Annotated in this window: 23 protein-coding genes; 9 read left to right on the top strand and 14 right to left on the bottom strand. The window is 75.0% G+C overall.

The annotated features are described in order from the left end of the window. Positions 1-51: 51 nt before the first annotated feature. Entirely contained in the window at positions 52-486 is a 435-nt protein-coding gene (locus ECOMGDLI_RS31240; protein ID WP_198955346.1) for a hypothetical protein, read from the bottom strand. 278 nt (positions 487-764) lie between these two features. On the opposite strand from ECOMGDLI_RS31240, the gene ECOMGDLI_RS31235 reads away from it, so the two are divergent. The 4 genes from ECOMGDLI_RS31235 (at position 765) to ECOMGDLI_RS31220 (ending at position 4,583) form a co-directional block, all read left to right on the top strand. Next, complete coding sequence (locus ECOMGDLI_RS31235) at positions 765-1,949, top strand: glutathione-independent formaldehyde dehydrogenase (RefSeq protein WP_088320722.1); 1,185 nt, start codon at positions 765-767, stop codon at positions 1,947-1,949. 105 nt (positions 1,950-2,054) lie between these two features. Next, on the top strand, positions 2,055-3,308 hold the full coding sequence (locus ECOMGDLI_RS31230) for an FAD-dependent oxidoreductase (protein ID WP_158221230.1): 1,254 nt from the start codon (positions 2,055-2,057) through the stop codon (positions 3,306-3,308). Positions 3,309-3,627: 319 nt separating this feature from the next. After that, positions 3,628-4,209, top strand: coding sequence for a hypothetical protein (locus ECOMGDLI_RS31225; protein WP_088320720.1), 582 nt, complete (start codon positions 3,628-3,630; stop codon positions 4,207-4,209). A 158-nt stretch (positions 4,210-4,367) separates the two neighbouring features. Next, complete coding sequence (locus tag ECOMGDLI_RS31220) at positions 4,368-4,583, top strand: DUF3072 domain-containing protein (RefSeq protein WP_088320719.1); 216 nt, start codon at positions 4,368-4,370, stop codon at positions 4,581-4,583. On the opposite strand, the gene ECOMGDLI_RS31215 is transcribed toward ECOMGDLI_RS31220, so the two are convergent. The 5 genes from ECOMGDLI_RS31215 to ECOMGDLI_RS31195 form a co-directional block, all read right to left on the bottom strand. Further along, complete coding sequence (locus ECOMGDLI_RS31215; RefSeq protein WP_088320718.1) at positions 4,543-5,088, bottom strand: metallophosphoesterase; 546 nt, start codon at positions 5,086-5,088, stop codon at positions 4,543-4,545. The two genes, ECOMGDLI_RS31220 and ECOMGDLI_RS31215, sit on opposite strands and share 41 nt — an antisense overlap. Beyond that, on the bottom strand, positions 5,085-5,951 hold the full coding sequence (locus ECOMGDLI_RS31210; RefSeq protein WP_088320717.1) for a DUF72 domain-containing protein: 867 nt from the start codon (positions 5,949-5,951) through the stop codon (positions 5,085-5,087). The genes ECOMGDLI_RS31215 and ECOMGDLI_RS31210 overlap by 4 nt, the downstream gene beginning before the upstream one ends. Before the next feature lie 28 nt (positions 5,952-5,979). Continuing rightward, positions 5,980-6,207 carry a hypothetical protein gene (locus tag ECOMGDLI_RS31205; RefSeq protein ID WP_088320716.1) on the bottom strand — a complete coding sequence of 76 codons (228 nt, stop codon included), beginning with the start codon at positions 6,205-6,207 and terminating at the stop codon, positions 5,980-5,982. A 141-nt stretch (positions 6,208-6,348) separates the two neighbouring features. Further along, complete coding sequence (locus ECOMGDLI_RS31200; protein WP_088320715.1) at positions 6,349-7,533, bottom strand: VIT1/CCC1 family protein; 1,185 nt, start codon at positions 7,531-7,533, stop codon at positions 6,349-6,351. A gap of 72 nt (positions 7,534-7,605) precedes the next feature. Continuing rightward, a complete protein-coding gene (locus ECOMGDLI_RS31195; RefSeq protein WP_088320714.1) occupies positions 7,606-8,838 on the bottom strand; it encodes an MFS transporter in 1,233 nt (410 codons plus the stop codon). A gap of 123 nt (positions 8,839-8,961) precedes the next feature. On the opposite strand from ECOMGDLI_RS31195, the gene ECOMGDLI_RS31190 reads away from it, so the two are divergent. Beyond that, a complete protein-coding gene (locus ECOMGDLI_RS31190; RefSeq protein WP_158221229.1) occupies positions 8,962-9,609 on the top strand; it encodes an ACT domain-containing protein in 648 nt (215 codons plus the stop codon). A gap of 32 nt (positions 9,610-9,641) precedes the next feature. Here ECOMGDLI_RS31190 and ECOMGDLI_RS35660 read toward each other — a convergent pair whose 3' ends face one another. Together ECOMGDLI_RS35660 and ECOMGDLI_RS31185 are read right to left on the bottom strand one after the other, a co-directional pair. Continuing rightward, positions 9,642-9,812, bottom strand: a complete 171-nt coding sequence (locus ECOMGDLI_RS35660) for a hypothetical protein (protein ID WP_198955344.1) — start codon at positions 9,810-9,812, stop codon at positions 9,642-9,644. 136 nt (positions 9,813-9,948) lie between these two features. Then, positions 9,949-11,457: an NAD(P)/FAD-dependent oxidoreductase gene (locus ECOMGDLI_RS31185; protein WP_088320781.1), complete on the bottom strand. Its 1,509-nt coding sequence runs from the start codon at positions 11,455-11,457 to the stop codon at positions 9,949-9,951. Positions 11,458-11,549: 92 nt separating this feature from the next. Between ECOMGDLI_RS31185 and ECOMGDLI_RS31180 the strand changes: the two genes are divergently transcribed. The 3 genes from ECOMGDLI_RS31180 (at position 11,550) to ECOMGDLI_RS31170 (ending at position 15,017) form a co-directional block, all read left to right on the top strand. Further along, positions 11,550-13,277, top strand: a complete 1,728-nt coding sequence (locus ECOMGDLI_RS31180) for an alpha-glucosidase (protein WP_088320712.1) — start codon at positions 11,550-11,552, stop codon at positions 13,275-13,277. A gap of 92 nt (positions 13,278-13,369) precedes the next feature. After that, positions 13,370-14,182, top strand: a complete 813-nt coding sequence (locus ECOMGDLI_RS31175) for a DUF4184 family protein (RefSeq protein ID WP_088320711.1) — start codon at positions 13,370-13,372, stop codon at positions 14,180-14,182. Between the two features lie 454 nt (positions 14,183-14,636). Then, positions 14,637-15,017, top strand: a complete 381-nt coding sequence (locus ECOMGDLI_RS31170; protein ID WP_088320710.1) for a hypothetical protein — start codon at positions 14,637-14,639, stop codon at positions 15,015-15,017. Positions 15,018-15,044: 27 nt separating this feature from the next. Here ECOMGDLI_RS31170 and ECOMGDLI_RS31165 read toward each other — a convergent pair whose 3' ends face one another. Further along, on the bottom strand, positions 15,045-17,759 hold the full coding sequence (locus ECOMGDLI_RS31165; RefSeq protein WP_088320709.1) for a glucosidase: 2,715 nt from the start codon (positions 17,757-17,759) through the stop codon (positions 15,045-15,047). Positions 17,760-17,954: 195 nt separating this feature from the next. On the opposite strand from ECOMGDLI_RS31165, the gene ECOMGDLI_RS31160 reads away from it, so the two are divergent. Further along, entirely contained in the window at positions 17,955-18,980 is a 1,026-nt protein-coding gene (locus tag ECOMGDLI_RS31160; protein ID WP_143448052.1) for an FkbM family methyltransferase, read from the top strand. A gap of 21 nt (positions 18,981-19,001) precedes the next feature. Here the strand turns inward: ECOMGDLI_RS31160 and ECOMGDLI_RS31155 are convergent, their stop codons facing one another. The 5 genes from ECOMGDLI_RS31155 to ECOMGDLI_RS31135 form a co-directional block, all read right to left on the bottom strand. Continuing rightward, the gene (locus ECOMGDLI_RS31155; protein WP_088320708.1) at positions 19,002-19,769 is read right to left on the bottom strand and encodes an ABC-2 family transporter protein; all 768 of its coding nucleotides are present in this window, start codon (positions 19,767-19,769) and stop codon (positions 19,002-19,004) included. Then, a complete protein-coding gene (locus ECOMGDLI_RS31150; protein ID WP_158221227.1) occupies positions 19,766-20,602 on the bottom strand; it encodes an ABC-2 family transporter protein in 837 nt (278 codons plus the stop codon). Before ECOMGDLI_RS31150 ends, ECOMGDLI_RS31155 begins: the two co-directional genes overlap by 4 nt. Beyond that, positions 20,599-21,582: an ATP-binding cassette domain-containing protein gene (locus ECOMGDLI_RS31145; protein ID WP_088320706.1), complete on the bottom strand. Its 984-nt coding sequence runs from the start codon at positions 21,580-21,582 to the stop codon at positions 20,599-20,601. The genes ECOMGDLI_RS31150 and ECOMGDLI_RS31145 overlap by 4 nt, the downstream gene beginning before the upstream one ends. Before the next feature lie 75 nt (positions 21,583-21,657). After that, on the bottom strand, positions 21,658-21,858 hold the full coding sequence (locus ECOMGDLI_RS35655) for a hypothetical protein (protein ID WP_088320705.1): 201 nt from the start codon (positions 21,856-21,858) through the stop codon (positions 21,658-21,660). A gap of 68 nt (positions 21,859-21,926) precedes the next feature. Then, positions 21,927-23,402: a hypothetical protein gene (locus tag ECOMGDLI_RS31135; protein WP_198955343.1), complete on the bottom strand. Its 1,476-nt coding sequence runs from the start codon at positions 23,400-23,402 to the stop codon at positions 21,927-21,929. Positions 23,403-23,437: the final 35 nt, after the last annotated feature.

Below are 23,437 nucleotides of genomic sequence, written 5' to 3'. Positions count from 1 at the left end.
TGCTCTGTCGAGGACCGGGCCCGCGAGGCGACGTCAGGACGGCGCCGCGGGTCAGGCCTGCGCGGCGCCGGCGACCGAGGCCAGGGCCTGCGTCCAGCGCTCCTCGAGCGCGGCGAGGTCGAGGCCGTCGTGCAGATGCGTCTGGCTGAGGTCGACGACCGTGGTGTCGCCGTCCGCGCGGAGGTCGACCTCGACGATCGTCGCCGGGCTGTCCGGCGCGGAGTGCCACGAGACCCGTAGCTGCTCCAGGGGGTGGTAGCTGCGGACGACCCCGTAGGTCCCGTCCTCGCAGTGGTACGGCTCGCCCTTGGCCCCGAGCACCGCACCGTCGCCGAGCAGGGCCTGCGAGCCGGCCGGGCTCACGAGCACCTCCCACACATGGGTGAGCGGTGCGGACACCGCTGCGCTCGCTGTGACGGCTGCCGGTGTCTGCGGGCCGTCGGGCTTCCCGACGGTCTGCGCCTCCGACTCCACGCTGGTCGACATCGCGCCTCCTCGATCCGCTGGACCGGCTCCGGTCGCGGAGCCGGCTGGCCCCAGTCGACTCCTCTTCGGCACGCATCACAAGTCCTTCCGCCAGGTCTGCGCCGACCGGACGGCGTGTCGCCCGGACGGACCCGAACGAGCCGCGCCCGACCGGGTCGGAGGTCCCGCCGCACGCCCCGCTGCAGACGGGCCGGCCGACGGCACATGACGACCATGGGCCGGGGGCAGGGGCAGAGGGTCAGCCCGCGAGGGACTCAGCGAGAGGGGGACGCGCTCCCATGAAGGCAGTCGTCTACAAAGGTCCGTTCGAGGTCGCCGTGGAAGAGGTCGAGGACCCGAGGATCCAGGCCCCGACGGACGTGATCGTCCGGGTCACCTCCACGTGCATCTGCGGCTCCGACCTGCACATGTACGAGGGCCGCACCGGTGCCGAGCCCGGCATCGTGTTCGGCCACGAGAACCAGGGCGTCGTCGAGGAGGTCGGTCCCGGCGTCGCGACGGTCAAGAAGGGCGACCGGGTCAACCTGCCGTTCAACGTCGGCTGCGGCTTCTGCTTCAACTGCGAGCGGGGCTACACCGGCTTCTGCCTCACGGTGAACCCCGGCTTCGCCGGCGGTGCCTACGGCTACGTGAGCATGGGGCCGTACACCGGCGGCCAGGCCGAGTACCTGCGCGTGCCGTTCGCGGACTGGAACTGCCTGCAGCTCCCGAAGGGCACCGAGCACGAGGCCGACTTCGCGATGCTGTCGGACATCTTCCCCACCGGCTACCACGGCGCCCACATGGCCGGCGTGCAGCCGGGCGACACGGTGGCCGTCTTCGGTGCCGGGCCGGTCGGGATCATGGCCGCCTACTCGAGCCTCATCAAGGGCGCGTCGGTCGTGTACGTGGTCGACCGCGTCCCGGAGCGGCTCAAGGCCGCCGAGGAGCTCGGCTGCGTGCCGGTCGACTTCGGCAAGGGTGACCCGGTCGAGCAGATCCGCGACCTGCGCGGCGGTGACGGCGTCATGCGCGGCATCGACGCCGTCGGCTACCAGGCCGTCGCGCACAGCGGGGGCACGCCGTCCCAGGACGGTGCGGAGACCACCGGCGCGAACGACCAGGAGCAGGCGAACGTCGTCCTCGAGGGACTCATCGACGTCGTCAACCCGACCGGTCGCCTCGGGATCCCCGGCCTCTACGTGCCGAGCGACCCGGGCGGTGCGGACGAGGCCACGAAGCAGGGCAGGCTCGCGCTGTCCTTCGGCAAGCTCTTCGAGAAGGGCCTTTCGCTCGCGACCGGGCAGGCGAACGTCAAGAACTACAACCGCTACCTGCGCGACCTCATCGTCTCCGGCCGGGCCGAGCCCAGCGTCATCGTCAGCCACGAGCTGCCGCTCGACGCCGCCCCGGACGCGTACGACAAGTTCGACAAGCGGATCGACGGCTACACCAAGGTCGTGCTGCACCCGCACACGGCCTGACCGCACCGCCGTCCCGCCGCATCCGCACGCGGGGTGCGGCCCCGGTGCCCCGGCCCGCGACCTCGGTCCCGGGCCGGGGCACCGCTGCGCGTCTGGAATGGACCCGTGCTCGACGCCGTCGTCGTCGGCGGCGGAGCAGCGGGCCTGTCCCTGGCCGCCCGCCTCGCGACGGACGGCTGGGGCGACCGGCGCGTGCTCGTCGTCGACGAGGTGCCCCTCGACCACGACCGGTCCGCGGACCGCTCGTGGGGCTGGTGGAGCGCGCAGCACGGCCCCGTCGAGGCGGCCGCGGAGCGGGCCTACGACAGCGTGGCCGTCGTCACCGACCGGGCGACCCGGCTCGTCGACCTCGCGCCGTACCGCTACCGGGTCGTGAGCCTGCGGGCGCTGCGGGCCGTGACCGCGGCCGCGGTCGCCCGGACGCCCGGCATCGAGATCGTGCGCGCCCGCGCGAGCGAGGTCGTGGACGGCCGCGAGGGCGCCCGCGTCGTCGTCGACGGCGAGACCGTCGAGGCGGCCTGGGTCTTCGACAGCACCGGCACCTGGCCGGGCCGGCGGCCGGGTGCCCGCGGCCCGCGGCCGGCCGGGGCCGGGCACCGGATGCGGTTCACCGGCTGGGAGGTGCGGACGTACCGCAACGCCTTCGACCCCGACGTCGCCGTGCTCTGCGACGCCCGGCTGCCCGGCGGCCGCGCGGCCTTCGTCCACGTCCTGCCGCAGGACCGGCGGACGGCGCTCGTCGAGCACACGGCCTACGTGCCGCCCGGCGTCCCCGGCCCGATACCGGCCGAGGCCGGCCAGGAGCTCACCGCCTACCTGCGCGGCGTGCTCGCCGCCGGCCGGTTCCGGGTCGGCCGCGTCGAGCACGGCACCATCGACCTGCGGCCGCGCGCACCGCACCGCCGGGGACGGCGGGTGCTCGCGGTCGGCGCGGCCGGCGGGCTCGTACGCGCGAGCAGCGGCTACGGGTTCGGGGCGATCCAGCGCGACGCCGCGGCCGTCGTCCGCTCCCTCGTCGAGCACGGGCACCCGTTCGCCGTGCCGCACCGGCCGTGGCGGCACCGCTGGCTCGACGCCGTGTTCCTCCGGGCCCTGGCCCGCGAGCCCGCGGTGCTGGGGCCCGCCTTCGTCGCGATGTTCGGCGGCGACGACCCGTTGCGGGTGCTGCGGTTCCTCGACGACGGCACGACCTGGGCGGACGACGCCCGGCTCGTCCGCGGGCTACCCGTGCGCCCGTTCATGCGGGCCCTGGGCCCGGGCGGTGGGGTCCAGGAACACCTGCTCCACCCGCCGGTACCGCGCGACGACGCCGAGCACGGTCGTCACGAGCACCGGGACGGACTCCACCCCCGGCGGTGACGCCGGCTCGCCCCGCAGCGCGCGGCTCGCCGTCGCGTCCGTCGTGCGGCGCAGCCAGGTGCCGGCCGCATCCGCCACCGGCCCCGGCATGGTTCCGCAGAACCCGTTCCGCGCCAAGGGGTTCCGGCCGACTGATCGATGCCCTGCGCCAAGAGATGAGATCTCAACCACAAAGAGATGAGACTTCAACCATCGGGACGTACGACCCGCACAGGCCGCGCACAGGCGGGCGATGCTTTACCCCGAGAAGCGATTCTCCCGCCGCCCACCAGGTGTCGGTCCACCTGCAAGATGCCTTCACCCACAAGGAGAGATCGTCATGCGACGCAAGACGTTCGACACACTGCTCACCGCCGCCGGCCTCGTCGTCGCGGTCATCCTTCTCGTCGCCGGCGCGCTCCTGTCCTGGGGTTCCTCCTTCGTCAACACGCAGGTCCACGACCAGCTCGCCGCGCAGAAGATCTTCTTCCCGCCGGCCGGCAGCGAGGGTCTGGACGCGAAGACCTACCCCGGGCTCCAGCAGTACGGCGGCCAGCAGCTCACGACCGGTGAGCAGGCGGGCGCCTACGCCGACCAGTTCATCGCCAAGCACCTCGAGGAGATCGCGGGCGGCAAGACCTACTCCGAGCTGAGCACCGAGTCCCGCGCCAACCCGCAGGACACCGAGCTGGCCGGCAAGGTCCAGACCGTCTTCCGCGGCGAGACCCTCCGCGGCCTGCTCCTCAACGCCTACGCGTTCGGCAAGATGGGCCAGATCGCGGGCATCGCGGCCGCCGTCTCCTACGTCGGTGCGGCGCTCATGTTCCTCCTGTCGATCCTCGGCATCGTCCACTCGCGGCGTACCCCGGCCGACGCGGTCGTCGGTGGCGTCCACGAGCGGATCGAGCCCGTCAAGGCCTGACCTTCCGCACCCCGGCGGCCTGACGACCGCCGACCGCACGACCCGGGGCTCCTCCCCCGGACGCGACGAGGCCCGCACCCCACGGTGCGGGCCTCGTCGCGTGCCGGGCCGGGGCAAGGTCGCCGTGCGCGGTCGCGGGGCGTGCATAGCGTTCCGGTATGAGCCAGGCACCCGACCAGCAGTCCGGCGCGGACGACGCGAGCAAGCCCGTCGAGCAGTGGGTCACCGGCGACGAGCCGATGACCGGTCCGCAGCACAGCTACCTGACGACCCTCGCCCGCGAGGCCGGTGAGGAGGTCCCCGACGGCCTCACCAAGGCCCAGGCGTCCGAGCTCATCGACCGGTTGCAGGAGAAGACCGGCCGGGGGGCCTGAGCGGCACCGCGACGAGGTGCACGTCGCGGAGCACCCCGTCGTCGGCCGTCGCCGTCATGTACGTGCACCGTGGCTGCCGGCGCCGGTCGGTGGGCGACCCCGGGTTGAGCAGGCGGAGCCCGCCGGGGGTCACGGTGTCCCAGGGGATGTGCGAGTGCCCGAAGACGAGGACGTCGGCCCCGGCGAACCGCGGGTCGGCGTCGCAGCGGGCGTCCCGGCCAGCCGCCGCGCCCGTCTCGTGGACGACCGCGAGCCGCACTCCCCCGGCCTCGGCCCGGGCGACCTCGGGCAGCCGGTCGCGCAGAGCGCCGTGGTCGTTGTTGCCGTGCACGGCGACCAGACGCGCGGCGGCCGCCTCGAGCCGGTCGAGCAGACCGACGTCCACCCAGTCACCGGCGTGGACGACGACGTCCGCCGCCGCGACCTCGCGCCACACCTGCGCGGGCAGGTCGCGGGCCCGGGCCGGCACGTGGGTGTCCGCGAGGAGGAGCAGCCGTACCGTCACGGGCCCTCCGGCGGCGGCCAGGCGACGCCGAGCCGCGCCGCGAGCGCCCGGGCGTCGTCGGGGGCGCGGACCTTCACGTCGTTGTCGAAGTACACGAAGACGTCGCGCCCGGTCGCGGCCCACTCCCGCACCCGCTCCGCCCACCGGTCGAGCGCGGCGTCGTCGTACCCGCTCACGTAGAGCTCGGCGTCCCCGTGGAGCCGGGCGTAGGCGAGGTCCGGGCTCGTCAGGTGCGCCAGCCACGGCCACTTGCCGGCCGTGTCCGCCGTGACGAGGGCGACCCCGTGCCGGGTGAGGACGTCGAGCAGCCGCCCGTCGGCGGCGGCGTCCCCGAAGCTCGCGTGCCGGACCTCCAGGGCGTGCCGCAGCGGCAGGTCGGGCGTGGCCGTCGTCGTCAGCGCCCGGCCCTCGACCTTCTCGTCGTGCCCGGCGCCGAGCGCCGCGGCCTCCCCGTGGGTCCGGGGCAGGAGGGCGAGGAAGGCGTCCAGCCGGGCCGCGTCGAAGCCGAGGTTCGGCGGCAGCTGCCACAGCACCGGACCGAGCTTCGGGCCGAGCGCGAGCAGGCCGGAGGCGAAGAAGTTCGCGAGCGCCACGTCGACACCGGCGAGCTTCTTGAGGTGGGTCACGAAGCGCGGACCCTTCACCGAGAAGACGAACCCGGCAGGGGTCTCGCGCGCCCAGCCGGCGTACGACTCCGGGCGCTGCAGCGCGTAGAACGAGCCGTTGAGCTCGATGCTCGACAGCAGGCGGGAGGCGTGCTCGAGCTCGCGGCGCTGCGGCAGGCCCGGCGGGTAGAACGCCCCCCGCCAGGGCGGGTAGCGCCACCCCGAGATGCCGACCCGTACGGTACCCACGCAGGTCACCGTACGGTGCCGCGGAGCCCGGGCGGTCTCAGGCGCTGCGGGCCGGGGCGAACCGCCCGCGCGCGGGCAGCGGTACCCGCGCGGTCTGCTGCGCGCAGCAGCCGGACTCGACGTCGCCGCAGCGGATGACGAAGTCGTGGACCGCGACCCGGCCCTCGCAGCCGGGGTCGCTGCACTCGACGTCACCCCGGGTGTGCCGGACGAGCGTGCCGTGGCAGTGCACCAGATCGGTCGCGCAGCGGCGGCAGGACGCCATGACCGCCTCCCTCGGGTCGTGGCGGCCGTCCGCACGGCCCCACCGTGCCCGGGCGTCCGGTTCGCCTCGAATGACACGAGTGTAGTTCGGTCCGCCCGCGGCGCCCGGCGACCTCGGTCCCCGCGATGTCCCCGCGCGCCGTCAGCCCGCGACGGTCGTCCCGATGATCGCGCCGACGACGTAGGTGACCCCGGCCGCGAGCGTGCCGGCGGCGACCTGGCGGACCGCGGACCGGACCGGCGAGCGCCCGTTGAGCACCCCGATCCCGGCGCCGACGGCTGCCATCGCGGCGACGGCGAGGGCGACCGCCGTGACGAACGCCGTCGTCCCGCCCCCGAACAGGTAGGGGACGATGACGACGACCGCGCCGATCGCGAAGGCGACCAGGCTGGAGAACGCGGCGCCCCACGGCGAGCCCAGGGCGTCCGGGTCGAGCCCGAGCTCCTCGCGCGCGAGCGTGTCGAGCGCGACGTCCTTGTCGCTCATGATGCTCGTCGCGACCTCGCGGGCCTGCTCCCTGGGCAGGCCCTTCGCGCGGTAGATGAGGACGAGCTCCTCGAGCTCCTCCTCCGGCTTGTCCCGCAGCTCCGTGGCCTCGAGCTCGATCTCGCGCTCGAACATCTCCCGCTGGCCGGACATCGACACGTACTCCCCGGCCGCCATCGAGAACGCGCCGGCGAGCAGACCGGCGACCCCGGCGAGCAGCACCGCCGACCGGGACGCGCCGGAGCCGGCGAAGCCCATGACGAGCGCGGTGTTCGAGACGAGCCCGTCGCTCACCCCGAAGATGCCGGCCCGCAGCGCCCCGGAGCGGTCGCCGCGGTGCCACGGCTCACGGCGGTTGATCCGGCCGGGGGCGTCCTGGGGCCGCCCTCCCGGGCCGCCCTTCGCGCGGCCGTCCGCTCCCCCGCCGTTGCCGCCGTCCCGCAGCGCGGCGAGGGTCCTGGCGTGGCCGCGCTCGTCGTCCGCCATGCCGGGGGCGGCGTCCGGGTCCGCGTCGTAGATGCCCGCGTCGCCGCGCTCGGCCCGCTCGATGAGCGGCAGCACGGCGTCGAGGGACAGCCGCTGGGCGGCCAGGCCCATGGTGCGCGTCCGCAGCCCCGGACCGGTCGGCTCGGGCACCTTCTGCCCGGCCTCGCGCAGCCGGCTCTCCCAGTGCGCCGCGTGCCGCCGCTCGACCTCCGCGAGCTCGCGGAGGATGTCGGCCCGCTCACCGCTCTCGCCGGCGGCGAGACGCTCGTACAGCTGGGCCGCCTCCCGCTCGCTCGCGAGCAGGTCCTTCCACTTCTTGGCCGTCGCTCGGTCCACGGTCCGCCGGTCGGTCATGCCACCCCTCCTGCCGGTGCGGGCGTCACCCGACCGGTGCGCCGCGCCGTCCGGCACGCATCGCTCTCGACGTCATTGTCCGGCATCCGGGCCGGCCCGACCTGCCGGGGCGGCCCCGCCGGGCGCGACGCCGGGCAGCCTGCGGGCGAGCAGGCCGGCGGCACCGACCCCCACGAGCCCCATGACGGCGACCGCCGGTCCGAGGGCGACCAGGGCCGTGACGGCGGAGACGACGAGCGGCCCGGCGGCGCTGCCCGCGTCGTGGAAGAGCCGCCAGACTCCGAGGAACTCCGCCCGGCTGCGCGGCGGGGCGACGTCCGCGCCGACGACCATGACCACGCCGGCCCCCATCCCGTTCCCGACGCCCATGAGGACGGCGACGGCCACGAGCGACGGCAGACCGCCGGTGAGCGGCAGCAGCAGGTGCGCCAGCCCGAGCACCGCCATCGACGGGACGGCGACGAAGGCCCGGCCGCGCAGGTCCATGACCTTGCCCGACGGGTAGAACAGGAGCGTGTCGAGCAGGCCGCTCACGCCGTAGACGAGGCTCGTCGTCGCCGCGTCGAGCCCGAGGTGGTCGGCCCACAGCGGGATGACAGCCTGCCGCGACGCCCGGACCGCCCCGACGAGCAGGACGGCGGTCCCCAGGTGCACGAGCACCCGCCGGTGCCTCCGGACGACGGCGGCGACCCCCGCGGGGCGGGCCTGCCGCGGCTTCGCGGAGCGGCCGTCGGCAGGCCGGGTCAGGTCGGGGACGACGAGCAGCACCACGGCGGCGAGGACGGCGACGACGAGGTGCAGGGCGTACGCCGCGTCGGTGCCGCCGACCCGGATGGCCGGCGCCGCGAGGAACGGCCCGGCGAACATCCCGATTCGCAGCGTGCCGCCGAGCGTCGACAGCGCCCGCGCGCGCAGGTGCAGCGGGACGACCTCCGACAGGTACGTCTGGCGGGCGAGCCCGAAGACGCTGTTCGCGAGGCCGAGGACGAACACCGACGTGCCGAGGACGGCGACCGTCGGCGCGAGCAGGCAGCCCACGAGGGCGGCCACCGCGACGGCGACCGCGAGCAGCATGGCCCGGCGTTCGCCGATCCGGGCGGCCAGCGCCCCGGCGGGGACGTCGCCGGCGATCTGCCCGACGCCGAGCACCGCCACGACGAGTCCGGCGACCCCGACGGAGGCCCCGAGGTCGCGGGCCGAGAGCGCGATCGCGGGAGCGACGGCGCCCTGGCCGATGCCGTAGAGCAGCGGCGGGCCGTAGGCCGGGACGGCGATCGACCGCAGCGTGACGGCGGTGCCCCTCACGCACTCGCCCAGGCGTCACCGGTCACGGCCCCATCATGACGGGACGGTGAAACACCCTCGGAACGCGGCTCTGAGATGCTTGGCTGACCCGAAGCACCAGGTGAACGGATCCGAGGAGGCGACGTGCTCGCGCGGTTGAGGATCAGCGTCCCGGACTCGCCCGGCACGCTGGGCCGGGTCACCACGGCCATCGGCGCGGCCGGCGGCGACATCGCCGCGGTGGACGTGCTCGAGAGCCAGGCGGGCCGCGCCCTGGACGACGTCTTCGTGAACGTGCGGGACGCCGTCCACCTCGCGGCGGTGACCTCGGCGGTCAGCGCGGAGCCCGGGATCCAGGTCGCGGGCGTCCAGCAGCCGGTCCCGCCGGTCACCGGGCACACCGACCTCGAGCTGTGCCAGCAGGTTCTCGCGCAACCGGACCGCGCCGTGCGGACGCTCGTCGACGGCGCGCCGGGGGCGCTCGGCGCCGACTGGGCCGCCGTCCTCGTCTTCGACGCGACCGGGGCCCACGAGGACGTGCTCGCGGTCAGCCGCGACGCGCCGGCCCCGGACGCCGTCCGGATCACCGCGCCGCTGCGCCTGGGTTCGGTGACTCTCACGGATCCGGCGACCGACCGGGCGTACAGCGGGACCGCACTCGTGCCGATCGGCAACGGTCCCCTGGGCCTGCTCCTGGTCCGCCAGGAGGGCGTGGACTTCCACCGCAGCGAGCTCTACCGGCTCGCGCAGGTGGGCAGCGTGCTCGGCTCGGTGATGACCGTCAGCGTCTGACGGTCATCACCGGCCGCGGCCCTGCGGCCGCGTCAGAGCGGACGGTTCGCCGGCGGCGTGCCGTTCGGACGGCGGCGGTTCTGCAGCTTGGCGAACAGCTCCTTGGCCTTCGCCTGGTTCTGCGGCTTGGCCGCCTCGCGGCGGACGACCTGGATGGCCTTGGCAGCGATCCCGGCCTTGGCGGCACCCTTGAACAGGCCCATGGGGGTCTCCTTCTCGTGTCGTCGGTCGGTACGTGCGCCTGCACTGCCCGACGAGCGAGGACCCATTCGCGTTCCTGGGGATCATCCCGGATGCCGGGATCCGTGACCGTGCGCGAAGGATGTGCCGGGGACGGCGTCAGACCCGGTCGGCGGCCGCCGCGTCCGGGTAGGCCTCGAGCAGCCGCAGCCACACCTCGCTGATCGTCGGGAACGACGGGACCGCGTGCCAGAGCCGCTCGAGCGGCACCTCGCCGACGACGGCGACCGTCGCGGAGTGGAGGAGCTCGGCGACGTCCTGGCCGACGAAGGTCGCGCCGACGACGACCCGGCGGGCCCGGTCGACGACGATCCGGGCGCTCCCCCGGTAGCCGTCCGCGAGCAGGGCGGCGCCGGACACCGACCCGAGGTCGTACTCGACGACGTGCACGTCGAGGCCGCGGTCGCGCGCCGCCGCCTCGGTGAGGCCGACGGAGGCGACCTGCGGGTCGGTGAACACGACGGCGGGGGCACCGAGCCCGTCGGCGGTCGCGGTGGCGGCGGTGAACCGTGCGTCGGGGGCCACCGTGCGCCCCGCGGCGCGGGCGGCGACGGCGGCACCGCAGGCCCGGGCCTGGTACTTGCCCATGTGGGTCAGCAGGTTCCGGCCGTTGACGTCACCGACGGCGTAGAGCCACGGTGCCGCCGGGTCGAGGGCCGGCCCGGTCACGGCGAGGGTGTCGTCGACGGGGACGTAGCCGCGCTGCAGGTGCTCGGCGGTCAGCCCCACCGACTCCAGCCCCAGCCCGGCCGTCCGCGGCGACCGGCCGGTCGCGACGAGGATCTCGTCCGCGACGACGGTCGTGCCGTCGTCCAGCTCGGCGCTCACCTCGCCGCCGGCCTGCGGGCGGCTCACCCGGACGACGCCGGTGCCGGTGCGGACGTCGATGCCCGCCTCCTCGAACGCGGCCCGGACCAGCTCTCCCGCAACGGGTTCGGACCGTCCGAGCAGCCGCTCGCCGCGCTCGACGACGGTGACCTCGGCGGCGCCGAGACCGCGGAACGCCTGCGCCATCTCGCAGGCGACGACCCCGCCGCCGAGGACGAGCAGCCGGCGCGGGACGGCCCGGGCGTCGGTCGCCTCCCGGCTCGTCCACGGCGCGGCGGCCCGCAGCCCCGGGACGTCCGGGACCGCGGCGTCGGTCCCGACGGCGAGGACGACGGCCTGCCTGGCGAGCACGGTGCGGGCGCCGTCGGAGGTCTCGACGACGACCCGGCGCGGCCCGTCGAGCCGTGCGTCGCCGCGCAGGGCGACGGCCCCGGTGCTCGCGACCCACGACTCCTGGGACGCGTCGTCGTGCACGAACGGGGCGTCGCCCGAACGGCCGGTGAACCAGTCGCGCCGTGCGAGGACGGCCGCGGCGTCGACCTCGCCGACGGTGAGCCCGGGCAGCCGGGTCGCCGCGGCGCGCACGTCGAGCGGGCGGAGCAGGGCCTTGCTGGGGATGCACGCCCAGTACGAGCACTCGCCGCCGAACAGCTCGCGCTCGACGAGCACGCACTCGAGGCCGGCGGCGCGGACCGTGCCCGCGACGTTCTCCCCGGGCGGTCCGCCGCCGATGACGACGACGTCGGTCTCCAGCGGGGCAGGTGTCTGCGACGAGGTCATGGCCGTCAGCCTGCCGTCGATCACCGGCCGCCGCTCGTCGACCCCGGCCCGTGCGCCTTGCCCCGCCCGCGGACGGCTGGGACCGTTCGGGCATGGACCCCGCAGCCCCGCCCTGGTGGACCTCCGCCGTCGTCTACCAGGTCTACCCGCGCAGCTTCGCCGACTCGGACGGTGACGGGATCGGTGACCTGCGCGGCGTCATCGACCACCTGGACCACCTCGAGCGGCTGGGCGTCGACGTCGTGTGGCTGTCGCCGGTGTACCGGTCGCCGCAGCACGACAACGGCTACGACATCAGCGACTACGAGGACGTCGACCCCACGTTCGGCACGCTCGCGGACGTCGACGCCCTCGTGGAGGGGCTGCACGCGCGGGGCATGCGCCTGGTCATGGACCTCGTCGTCAACCACACCTCGCACGAGCACCCGTGGTTCGTCGCGTCCCGCTCGTCGCGCGACGACCCGAAGCGCGACTGGTACTGGTGGCGGCCCGCCCGCGAGGGCATGACCCCCGGTGCTCCCGGCGCGGAGCCGACGAACTGGGCGTCGTTCTTCTCCGGCCCCTCCTGGACGTACGACGAGGCGACCGGGGAGTACTACCTCCACCTGTTCGCGACGCAGCAGCCGGACCTGAACTGGGAGAACCCGGAGGTCCGGCAGGCGGTCTACGCGATGATGCGGCGCTGGCTCGACCGCGGCGTCGACGGCTTCCGGATGGACGTCGTCAACCTCATCAGCAAGGCGGTCGGCGACGACGGGTCGCTGCCCGAGGGGCACGTCGCGGCCGCGGCCGGCGCGGGCGGTGCGGCGCTCGGGGACGGGTCCCCGCACTGGACGTGCGGGCCCCGGATCCACGAGTTCCTCGCCGAGATGCACCGCGAGGTCTTCGCGGGCCGGTCCGACCGGTTGCTCACCGTCGGCGAGATGCCGGGCGTCACGGTCGAGGACGCCCGGCTGTTCACCGACCCGGCGCGGGCGGAGGTCGACATGGTGTTCCAGTTCGAGCACGTGGGGATCGACCACGGCGCCTCGAAGTGGGATCCGGTCCCCTTCGACCTGCGCGCGCTCAAGGCAACCTTCGGGCGCTGGCAGACCGGGCTCGCGGAGACCGGCTGGAACAGCCTCTACTGGGACAACCACGACCAGCCGCGGATCGTGTCGCGGTGGGGCGACGACGGCGAGCACCGGGTCGCCGCGGCGAAGATGCTCGCGACCGTCCTGCACCTGCACCGCGGCACGCCCTACGTCTACCAGGGCGAGGAGATCGGCATGACGAACGCGCCGTTCCCCGCGATCACCGACTTCCGGGACGTCGAGTCGCTCAACCACTACCGCGAGGCGGTCGCGGCCGGGCAGGACCCGGACGACGTCCTCGCGGCGCTGCGGCCGATGAGCCGGGACAACGCCCGCACCCCCATGCAGTGGGACGACGGCCCGGGCGCGGGGTTCACGACCGGCACGCCGTGGATTGCGGTGAACCCGAACCACACCGACATCAACGTCGCCGCCGCGTGGGCCGACCCGTCGTCCGTGGCGCACCACTACCGCAGGCTCGCGGACCTGCGGCACACCGAGCCCGCCGTCGCGCTCGGCGACTTCACGATGCTCCTGCCCGACGACCCGCACGTGTACGCGTTCACGCGGCGGCTCGGGCCCACCGAGATCCTCGTGCTGGGCAACTTCACGGCGCAGGAGCGGGAGCCCGACGTGCCGCAGGCGCACCTGTGGTCGGGCGCGGAGGTGGTCGCGGGCGACGCCGCGCCGGACGGCGGCCTGCGGCTGGGGCCGTGGGAGGGGCGGGCCTACCGGCGCACGGTGTAGCGCGCCGCCCGGGTGTGGGGATCCCGTGGAGACCCCGTGGACGCACCGCGACGGCGGGGCGTCGGCGCCGCCGGTCTGCCTAGCGTGGGTGCATGCCGTTCACCGGGAGCCACCCCGCCGCCGTCCTGCCGCTCATGCGCTGGACCCGCGGACGGGTCGCGCTCGTCCCGGCCGCGCTCGTCATCGGGAGCATGGCGCCCGACATCCCGTACTACGTCCCGTCGCCGTTCGGCTCCGGCCTCACCCACGAGGCGGTGGCCGGCGTCCTCGGCGCGGACGTCGTCCTCGGTCTGGCCGTCTTCGCGGTGTGGCAGGCGCTGCTCGCCCCGGCGGCCGTCCTGCTGGCCCCGGCGGCGGTCCGCCGCCGGCTGCACCCGGACGCCGGCAGCGGGCTGCGCCGGTACCTGCGGCCCGCGGCGCTCGGCATGACGGTCGTCTCGCTCGTCGTCGGCGCGGCGACGCACGTGCTCTGGGACGGCTTCACGCACGACGGCCACTGGGGCTCCGAGCACGTGCCCTGGCTCGCGCAGGTGCACGGCCGGTACTCCGGCGCCGAGTGGGCCCAGGTCGTCTGCAGCGCGCTCGGGCTCGTCGTCCTCGTGGTCGACCTGGTCCTGCGGTGGCGCCGCGCCGCCCCGGCCCCCGTCGAGCCGGCCGCGGCGCGGGGGCGGCGCCTCCCCGGCCTGCGGCTGCGGGCCGTCGCAGCCGGTGCCGTCCTCGGTGCCGCGCTCACGGGCGCGGCGCACGACGGCGTCGCCGCCCTGCTCGCGGGCGGCGGCGGCCACAGCCTCACGTGGCACGTGCTCACCGGCGGCGGCTCGGCGGGGGTCGCCGCGGCGCTCGCCGTCGCGGCCGCGACGCTGCTCCTGAGCTCACGGCGGCCGGCACCGTCCGCCGTCCGCTGACCCCCGGTTCCCGACGCCGGGCGCCGGAGGTCACCGCTCCACTGCCGGGTGCTTTGCTCTGCCATCACCAGCGAGCCACGCTGCCCGCAGCGCCGCCGCCCGGGCGCACGCCCTGACGTGCACCACCCCTGCGACGACAGACGCAGCCGTGACGGGGCGAGCTCGGGTCCGCGCTCGGGTCCCCTGCGTCGTGATCACGGCCATCCGGACCCGAGCATCGACCCGAGCATCCGCGCGGCGGGCTGCGACCGGCACCGGTCCCTGCGCCCGGGCCGGAGCACCGGACGTCGCACCGTCGCCCGTGCGCCGACCGGTCACGACCGGTGACGGCTCACCCGTGCGGCCGTCGACCGGGCGGCGGCTCCCGGACCGGGTCGGGTCCGCCGATCATGGACATGCCGGCCGCCGGGGCCGGCCCGACCGCCTGCGCGCGGCCGGTTCTGAGGAGGTGGGCATGGACGGGTGCGAGTGGCGCGACCACGGCGGGGTCCCCTACCTGTACGTCGACCTGCGCAGCACCGACGAGGCGACCCTGATTGCCCGGGTCGCCGCGAGCGAGCAGGAGGTGGCGCGGGCGGAGGGCACACCGCTGGTCCTCGTCGACATCCACGGCATGCTCCCGTCGCCGCGCCTGCTGTCCGAGGCCAAGCTCGCCAACCGGCGCACCTACGGCCCGCGGCGCTGCCGGGTCGCGGTCGTCGGCGCGAACGGGCTCGTCGCGGTGGTCGTCCGCGGCTGGGGCACGGTGGGCGGCGGGGTGCGGGCGCAGGCCTGCCCCGACACCGCCTCGGCGCTGCGGTACCTCACGGGCGGCGGGCAGGCGCTCGCGAGCTGAGGCCCGCGAGCGCCCGGGGCTGCGGTCTCAGGCCCAGCCCTTGCGCCGCGGGTCCGGGGGCAGCCTGGGGTTCAGCAGGTGCGCCACGAGCGCCGTCCAGCCGGTCTGGTGGCTCGCCCCGAGGCCCTCGCCGGTGTCGCCGTCGAAGTACTCGCTGAACGTCGGGTGGTCGGCCCAGAGCGGGTCGGGCGAGGCCTCGATCCGGTCGCCGTCCGCGGGGCGGCGGCCCGCCACCGGCCGGAACAGCGCCGTGAGGCCGTTGTCGATGATGTCGGCGGCCTCGACGAGGGTGTGGAGCTTGCCCGAGCCGGTCGGGATCTCGATCTGGAACGTGTCGCCGAAGTGCCGGCCGATGGTGCGGAGCTTGTCGGCGAGCAGGACGTTCACCGGGAACCAGATCGGCCCGCGCCAGTTCGAGTTGCCGCCGAACAGGTTCGTCCGGGACTCCCCCGGCTCGTACTCGATCGAGGCGTCCCGGCCCGCGACGTGCGCGGTGATCGGCTGCCGGCAGGACGCCGTGAGCGAGCGGATCCCGTACGGGGAGAAGAACTCCTCGGGGTCGAAGACCCGCTCGAGGATGCGCCGCAGCCGGGTCGGGTCGACGAGGGAGAGCAGGATCTTGCGCTCCCCCGCCCCCTTGGAGAACAGCAGCGGGCGGACCAGCTCGGGGCGGCGGCGTTGCAGCCAGCGCATCCGGGCGGACAGATCCGGGCACTCCTCGCCGACCCAGGCCGGCACCTCGGTCGCCGCGAGGATCGGCAGCAGCCCGACCATCGAACGCACCCGCAGCGGCTGGGTCGAGCCGTCGGGGGCGACGAGCATGTCGTAGAAGAAGCCGTCCTCCTCGTGCCACAGGCTCTCGCCCTGCGAGCCGAACGACCGCATCGCCTGGGCGATCGCGAGGAAGTGCTCGAAGAACTTCGTCGCGACGTCGTCCCACGCCTTGTCGGTGCGCGCGAGCTCGAGCGCGATCTTGAACATCTGCTGGCAGTAGAAGGCCATCCAGCTCGTCGCGTCCGACTGCTCGAGGCGGAAGCCCGGCGGCAGCGGTGCCGACCGGTCGAACAGCGCGATGTTGTCCATCCCGAGGAAGCCGCCCTCGAAGACGTTGGAACCGTTGGCGTCCTTGCGGTTGACCCACCAGGAGAAGTTGAGGAGCAGCTTGGTGAAGACCCGGATGAGGAAGTCCTTGTCGCGGTAGCCGTCGATCCGGTAGACGTGCCAGGCGGCCCACGCGTGCACGGGCGGGTTGACGTCGCCGAACGCCCACTCGTACGCCGGGAGCTGGCCGTTCGGGTGCATCGCCCACTCACGGCACATGAGGAGCAGCTGCTCCTTGGCGAAGCCGGGGTCGACGTGCGCGAGCGGGATCGCGTGGAACGCGAGGTCCCACGCGGCGAACCACGGGTACTCCCACTCGTCGGGCATGGAGAGCACGTCCGCGAGGTACAGGTGCTTCCACCCGGTGTTCCGCACGCCCGGCGTGTCGCGCCGGCCCGGGGCGGGGTCCGGTGAGGGGTCGGTCTCGAGCCACTCCTGGACGTCGTACCGGTAGACCTGCTTGGTCCACAGCAGGCCGGCGTAGGCCCGACGGGCGACGTGCCGGTCCTCGTCCGGCATGTCGGGGTGCACGACCTGCGCGTAGAAGTCGTCCGCCTCCTGCCGGCGCGCGGCGAGCACCGCGTCGAACTCCGGACCGAACGTGGCGGCCGTCGGCAGCGCACGGCCGAGCCGGAGCCGGACCGTCACCGACTCGCCTGCCGGGACCGCGTCGAAGACGTACCAGACGGCGACCTTGGTGCCCTCGTCGAACGGGTTGACGACGCTCGTGTCCCCGTGGACGACCCGCCTGTCGACCGAGCCCTTCGGGTACGGGGTCGCGTTCCGGGCGGCACCGAAGAGCTCGACGGCGTCGGTCTCGTTGTCGCAGAACAGGAGCACGGGCGTGCCCTCGGCCGCGAGGTGGTAGCGGCCGAGGTGGGCGTGCTCGACCTCGACGGCCTCCAGCCCGGTCACCGTGAACGTCGGCGGCAGCAGCTGGTGCATCGTGGGCTTGCGGCCGTCCCGGCCCCAGGCCCACGTGTTGCGGAACCACAGCTGCGGCAGCAGGTGCAGCGGGGCGGCGTCGGGGCCCTGGTTCGTCGCCGTGATCTCGACGCAGAGGTCGTCCGGGTCCGCCTTCGCGTACGTGACGAGGACGTCGAAGAACCGGTTGCCGTCGAGGACACCCGTGTCGCCGAGCTCGTACTCGCGCTCGTCACGGCCGCGTGCGGCGTTCTCCGCGCGCAGCTGCTCGTACGGGAACGCGGCCTGCGGGTACCGGTACATCCACTGCATCCAGGAGTGCGTCGGGGTGCCGTCGACGGCCCACCAGTACTCCTTGACGTCCTCGCCGTGGTTGCCCTCGCCGTTGGCCAGCCCGAAGAGCCGCTCCTTGATCCGGTCGTCGCGGGTGTTCCACAGCGCGACGCCGAGGTTGAGGAAGCCGAACCGGTCGCAGACCGCGCCGAGCCCGTCCTCGCCCCAGCGGTAGGCGCGCTTGTGCGCGTGGTCGAACGGGAAGGCGTTCCACGCGTCGCCGGACGCCGAGTAGTCCTCCCGGACCGTGCCCCACTGCCGCCCCGCGACGTAGGGGCCCCACAGCCGCCAGGGCGCGTCCGGGCCCGCCGCCTCCGCGAGGCGTGCGTGCTCCGCGGTGTCCCGGGGCGGGGACCAGCGCCCGCTGCTGTCGGCTGCCGTCACGTCGATAGCGTCCCGTCGTCAGGTGTCACGCGTGTTTCGTGCGGTCCGGCCCGTCGACGGGTCCCGGCACCGGTCGGCCCCTCTCCGCCGTGAGCCGCCCGCCCGACGACAGAATGCACTACATTCCGCTGTTGATCGAACACGCTGAGCGACATGCTTGGCGTGCCCGGAATCGTTGATGTCGAGGTGACGAGGGTGTCCGACAGAGGGTCCGTGAGCGCCGTCCGTACCCGGGCGCATGCAGCAGCACGCCGGCTCGTCCGTGCCTACCGGCGCGGCGGACCGGCCGAGCTGGTGCGCTCGGGGCGCCGCCAGGTCGCCCGTCTCGTGTGGCCGGGCACCCTGCGGACGGTCTCCTCGACGGCTGCTGCCGCGCCGAAGCCGGCGCCCCCGAAGCCGGCCCCGCCGAAGCCCAAGCCGGCCCCGCCCGCGCCGCCGGTGCACCAGGCGACGTCCGTCAGCTACGCCGACGCCCTCGCCTGGTTCGAGCGGCGCCGGCCGAACTACGAACGCCTCATCGGCGCGGTCGCGCCCTACGTCGACCCCGACGGGCTGGTGCTCGATGTCGGGGCGAACATCGGCTACTTCAGCCAGACGCTCTGCGAGCAGGCCCGCTTCCGCGGCACCGTCCACCTGTTCGAGCCCTTGCCGCACCTCGCCGAGCTGTGCCGGGTCACCGCGGAGCGGCTGCCGTGCACCGCCGTCGTCCACGAGGTCGGGCTGAGCGACGCCGCCGCGGACGTCGAGCTCTACGTCGCGGCGCAGGGCAACCTCGGGTGGAACACGATGGTCAAGGGCCGCACGAGCGCCGACATGGTGCCCGTGACCGTCGCGGTGGACACGTTCGACGGCGTCGGCGTCGAGGGCACGCCGTGCCTGGTGAAGATCGACGTCGAGGGCGCCGAGTGGCGGGTCTTCGGCGGGATGCTCGCGGCGCTCGAGCGGTGGTCGCCGCGGCCGGCGATCCTCTGCGAGATCGGCTGGGGCACCCAGCACCCCGACTGGGACGCCGAGCTCGCGGCCTTCGACCGGCTCGCCGGCCTCGGCTACACCGCGCACGACCTGGCCGGCGCCCCGGTCGACGTCACGACGATCAGCCGCACCACCGACGTCCTGTTCCTCCCCGAGCACCTCACGCAGGGCCGCCCGTCGCAGGCGCCGGACACCGTCCCCGCCGTCGCGGACCTGCGCACGAGCGAGCCCGCGGTCCCGTCCGCCTGAGCCGGTCGTGGGGCCGGGTGCTCAGGCCCGGCCCCACGCCGAGCCGGACGTGTAACGCCGCAGCCCCAGACCGAACGCCGTCCGGGCCAGCAGGACGAACACCACCGTCGCGAGCAGCATGAGCGCGACGTCCCGCCAGGACGGCGCGTCGACGATCCGGGCCGGGACGGCGGCGACGAAGGCTGCCGGCACGAGGGTGTAGAGCAGCCCCTTCGCGGCGCCGGTGAAGATGTCGACGGGATAGCCGGCGAGCAGCAGGATCGCGTGCATCCCCAGTGCGCCCGGCTCGCCGCGGCCGGTGAAGAACACGACGGAGCCGAGGGTCACGAGGAACGCCGTGAGCAGCGTCGCGGCGACGACGACGCCCCCGACGAAGAGCGCGGCCCGCTGCGGCGTCGGGTGCCCGGTCACGAGGAAGAGCACGACCCCGAAGACGACGTCGCCGACGTTCACCGTGTCGACGCGCCGCACGAGCAGGTAGCGCAGCGGGCTCATGGGCAGGGAAAGCGCCTCGTCGAGGGAGCCGGTCTCGACGAGCTCGGGGATCCGGCGGGCGTTCGAGAGGAAGCCCAGGACGATGCCGGCGGCGGTCGCGAGGATCGCGAACAGCAGGAAGACCCGGTCGGCGTCCCAGCCCCGCACGGAACGGACCTGGTGGAAGAAGAGGATCCAGAACGCGATCATCGCCAGGTCGTTCGCCATCATCGCGCCGACCTGGGTCCAGAAGGCCGCGGGCCGCGCGGTCGCGTCGGTGAACGCGGCCCGCACCACGGCGAGGGTCTGGCTCATCCGCCCACGACCTCGAGCCGGCGCTGGCCCCGGGCGAAGACGAACGCCGCGGCGGCCACGAGGACGACGAGCCAGCCGACCTGCACGAGCAGCAGCAGCGCCGTCCCGTGACCGGTGGCCAGGCGCGCCGGGGCGTACGCCATCGCCATGAACGGGCACCACAGGGCCAGCGTCCGCAGGGCGCCGGGCAGCACCTCGAGCGGCAGGAGCATGCCGCCGAGGATGAAGACCGTCTTCTGGTAGAGGAACCAGGTCGCCCGCACGTCCCGCAGCCGGAACGCCGCGGACGCGACGACGTGCTGCGCGGCGACGTTGACGACGACGCCGAGCACGAGCGACACGAGCGCGAGGAGCCCGTGCAGGGCGTCCGGCGGCGGTCCGGCGAGCAGCCAGGCGACCCCCGACCCGACGACGACCAGGGCGACGAGCCGGCCCAGGGCGCGCCCGGCCTCGACCGCGAGCCGGACGGCGACGACCGGCAGCGGCCGGAGCATCTCCACCGCGACCGAGCCGGAGGAGATGTCCTCGCCGATCCGCTCGATGAGCCGCAGGTCGATCGTGCACACCGCGGCCTCGGCGGCGAACGCGTACCAGGTGAGCTCGGCCGCCGTGTACCCGACGACGGTGCCCGACGGGCCCGCCGCGGCGCGCCAGAGCGCCGAGAGGACGACCGAGACGAGGAGGAAGAAGACGACGGACGTGACGAGGCCGCCGCGGTCGGCGAGGACGCGCCGGCTCGCCGTCGCCGCCGGGACGGCGAGCCGGCGGAGCACGAGGGCCGGTGTCAGGCCCGGGGAGGTCGGCACGGCCGGGCCCCGGACGGGCGCGCTCACACCTGCTCCGCCGCGAAGATCTCCGCGATGACCTGCTCCAGCGGCGGGTCGACGACCGAGATGTCGACGACGTCGCACCGGTCGAGGACGACGTCGAGCACCGACCGGATCGACGTCCGCGTCGTGTCGACCGACAGCCGCAGCAGGGCGTCGTCCCGTGCGACCTCACGGACGCCGTCCAGCACGATGACCGGTGCCGGGCCGCCGAGCCCGACGTCGACGAGCTTCGTCGCGAGCAGGCTGCGCCGCAGCGTCGGGACGTCGTCGTCGTAGACGACCCGGCCGTGGTCGATGACGACGACCCGCTCGGCGACGTGCTCGATGTCGGCGACGTCGTGCGAGGTGAGGAAGACCGTCGTCCCGGCCGCCTCGTTGAGCTCGACGAGCAGCTCGCGCAGCCGGCGCTTGGCGAGCAGGTCGAGGCCGATCGTCGGCTCGTCGAGGAAGAGGATCTCCGGCTCGTGGAGCAGGCAGGCCGCCAGCTCGCAGCGCATCCGCTGGCCGAGCGAGAGGGTCCGGACCGGGGCGTCGAAGAGGTCGGCCGCGTCGAGCAGCTCGCCGAGCTCGGCGACGCGGCGCTGCTCACGCCCCCGGTCGAGGCCGTAGATCGCGGCGAGCATCCGGAACGACTGCCGGGGCGTCAGCTCGAACCACAGCTGCGAGCGCTGGCCGAAGAGGGTGCCGGTCCGCGCGGCGAGCCGGCGGCGGTCCTGCCACGGCACGAGCCCGAGCACGGTCGCCGAGCCGTGCGTCGGCCGCAGGATGCCCGTGAGGATCTTGATGGACGTCGACTTCCCGGCGCCGTTCGGCCCGATGTACGCCACCCGCTCGCCCTGCCGCACGCTCACCGACAGGTCACGGACGGCGTCCACCGCGTGCGGCCCGGACCCGAAGCGCTTCACGAGGCCCGTGGCCCGGATCGCGAGCGTGGCGGGGTCGACGTCGTCGGTGCGGCGGGGCCGTTCGGCGGGGAGGACCATCACCCCACCGTGCCCGACCGGAGCCCTTCGGGGCCAGGCAATTCGGCGCGCGGCGCGGTCGGCGTCGTCCGCGGGTCACAGGTCGCGGACGAACACCCGGAAGGTGACCGGCGCCCCGTCGGGGTGGGTGTCCGTCGCCGGCACGACCTCCCGCAGGAGCGCGAACCCGGCCTTCTCCGCGACGCGCAGCGACGCGCTGTTCCCGGGCTCGATCCGCAGGGCCGCCCGGGTGCCGACCGCGCCGACGGTGCCGTACCCGCCCGTGAGCCAGCGCACGGTCTCGTCGTCCTCGCCGGCGCAGTGCGCCGGGGCGTCGGCGTGCGTGAGCGGGCGCAGCTCGATCGTCAGAGGTCCCCCATCCGCGGCGTGACCATCCGGACCTCCACCGGCGCGCCGGGGCCGCCGCCCGGGCGCGAGGCGTACTCCGGCACGCCGACGCAGGTGAGGAGCAGGCCGACGACGTCGTCCGGGCCGCCGAGCAGGGCCGGCAGGTCGCTGTCGTAGAACGTCATCCCGGAGGCACCGGCGCCGAGCGCGTAGGCGGCGAGGTGCAGCCGGCCCTCGACGATCCCGGCGGCGAGCTGGGCGTCACGGTAGGTCCGGTCGTCGAGGGTCAGCGGGTCAGCGGAGGACAGGACGACGTAGGCCGCGTCCCCGGCGAGGTCCTGGCGGAGGGCGAGCCGGTAGAGCTCGTCGCGCAGGTCGCCGGCGCGCAGCGGCGACCCGAGGTCCGGCCAGCGGTACAGCCCGGGTGCGAGGCCGTCGACGCCGTGGGCGGCGACGTGGTGCGGGACGTCGACGCCGCGCGTCGCGACGGCCGTCGACCACTCGAGGTGCGCGCGCGGGAGCGTGCGGCCCCGGTCCATGAGCCGCTGCGAGCCGCGGCGCAGGATGACCTCGTCGAGGGTCGGCGGGGCCGCGTCCGCCGCGCCGGCGAGCGGGACCGGGACGTCCGCCGGCACCTGCGCGCCGACCGGCCAGGGGTCACCGAGGACGTCCCGCTCCCCGGCCCGCTGCGCCGCGGTGCACAGCGGCAGCTCGACCTCCGGCAACGCGCCGGACGTCGCGGTCGCAGCGGGCGTCACGGCGGGCGCGTCGTCGCCGAACGTCAGGAGCGCCAGCGGGTACTCGTGGACGCCGTCCGCCCCGACGAGCGCCCGGACGGCGGCGTCCGGGAAGAGCGTGCGCAGCCGCGGGCACAGACCGGCGCTCGCGGCGGCCGCCTCGAGCTGGGCGACGAGCGTCCCGGCGTCCCAGTACAGGTGCCGCCAGCCGCGCTCGGCGTACCGCCAGCCGGTGCGCCACGGCACGCCGGTGACGACGAGCGTCGTCGCCCGGCCGGACGCCGGCGGCCCGACGCGCACCAGGGCGTGCCGCTGCGCGTCGTACCAGTGGACGCCGTCCGGCAACCCGTCGACGTCCACCGCGCTCACGTAGACCTCGAGCGGGAACCGGGCACCGGCCGACCCGGACGCCCGGAAGGCGAACGGCTCGCCGTCGCCCCGGCGCGCGGTGCGGACGACGCCGGCCCCGAGGAACAGCACCCGCCCGAGCGCGGCGAGGTCGGGCCCGGCCACCGCGTCCGGCACCCGGCCGGCGAGCACGTCGACCGCGGCGGCGTCCGGCGGGGCGAGCCCGGTCGGCAGGGTGACGGCGGGCAGGTCGCCCGGGTAGCCCTTGAACTGCGGCGGCCGGGTCGCGGGGTCGTTCGGGGCGAGGTCGTGCCGCACCCGCGGGTCGTCCACCGGGACGTCCCAGCCCCGCGTCGGCGTGTACGAGGTGAGCCGGTGCAGCAGCCCGGCGCCGGATCCGTGGTCCACGCCGCCAAGCCTCCCAACCGGGCGCGCCACGGCCA

Origin of the sequence: Kineosporia sp. R_H_3 (assembly GCF_002198675.1) — a bacterium.
Taxonomy (GTDB): domain Bacteria; phylum Actinomycetota; class Actinomycetes; order Actinomycetales; family Kineosporiaceae; genus R-H-3.
The sequence above is the reverse complement of the archived record's forward strand: the minus strand, read 5'-3'. Positions and strand labels throughout refer to the sequence as shown.

Excerpts from the sequence above, each read along its gene's own strand:
- ECOMGDLI_RS31240 (WP_198955346.1), bottom strand. The coding sequence starts at position 486 with ATGTCGACCAGCGTGGAGTCGGAGGCGCAGACCGTCGGGAAGCCCGAC.
- ECOMGDLI_RS31235 (WP_088320722.1), top strand. The coding sequence starts at position 765 with ATGAAGGCAGTCGTCTACAAAGGTCCGTTCGAGGTCGCCGTGGAAGAG.
- ECOMGDLI_RS31225 (WP_088320720.1), top strand. The coding sequence starts at position 3,628 with ATGCGACGCAAGACGTTCGACACACTGCTCACCGCCGCCGGCCTCGTC.
- ECOMGDLI_RS31220 (WP_088320719.1), top strand. The coding sequence starts at position 4,368 with ATGAGCCAGGCACCCGACCAGCAGTCCGGCGCGGACGACGCGAGCAAG.
- ECOMGDLI_RS31205 (WP_088320716.1), bottom strand. The coding sequence starts at position 6,207 with ATGGCGTCCTGCCGCCGCTGCGCGACCGATCTGGTGCACTGCCACGGC.
- ECOMGDLI_RS31200 (WP_088320715.1), bottom strand. The coding sequence starts at position 7,533 with ATGACCGACCGGCGGACCGTGGACCGAGCGACGGCCAAGAAGTGGAAG.
- ECOMGDLI_RS35660 (WP_198955344.1), bottom strand. The coding sequence starts at position 9,812 with ATGGGCCTGTTCAAGGGTGCCGCCAAGGCCGGGATCGCTGCCAAGGCC.
- ECOMGDLI_RS31185 (WP_088320781.1), bottom strand. The coding sequence starts at position 11,457 with ATGACCTCGTCGCAGACACCTGCCCCGCTGGAGACCGACGTCGTCGTC.
- ECOMGDLI_RS31180 (WP_088320712.1), top strand. The coding sequence starts at position 11,550 with ATGGACCCCGCAGCCCCGCCCTGGTGGACCTCCGCCGTCGTCTACCAG.
- ECOMGDLI_RS31175 (WP_088320711.1), top strand. The coding sequence starts at position 13,370 with ATGCCGTTCACCGGGAGCCACCCCGCCGCCGTCCTGCCGCTCATGCGC.
- ECOMGDLI_RS31170 (WP_088320710.1), top strand. The coding sequence starts at position 14,637 with ATGGACGGGTGCGAGTGGCGCGACCACGGCGGGGTCCCCTACCTGTAC.
- ECOMGDLI_RS31155 (WP_088320708.1), bottom strand. The coding sequence starts at position 19,769 with ATGAGCCAGACCCTCGCCGTGGTGCGGGCCGCGTTCACCGACGCGACC.
- ECOMGDLI_RS31145 (WP_088320706.1), bottom strand. The coding sequence starts at position 21,582 with ATGGTCCTCCCCGCCGAACGGCCCCGCCGCACCGACGACGTCGACCCC.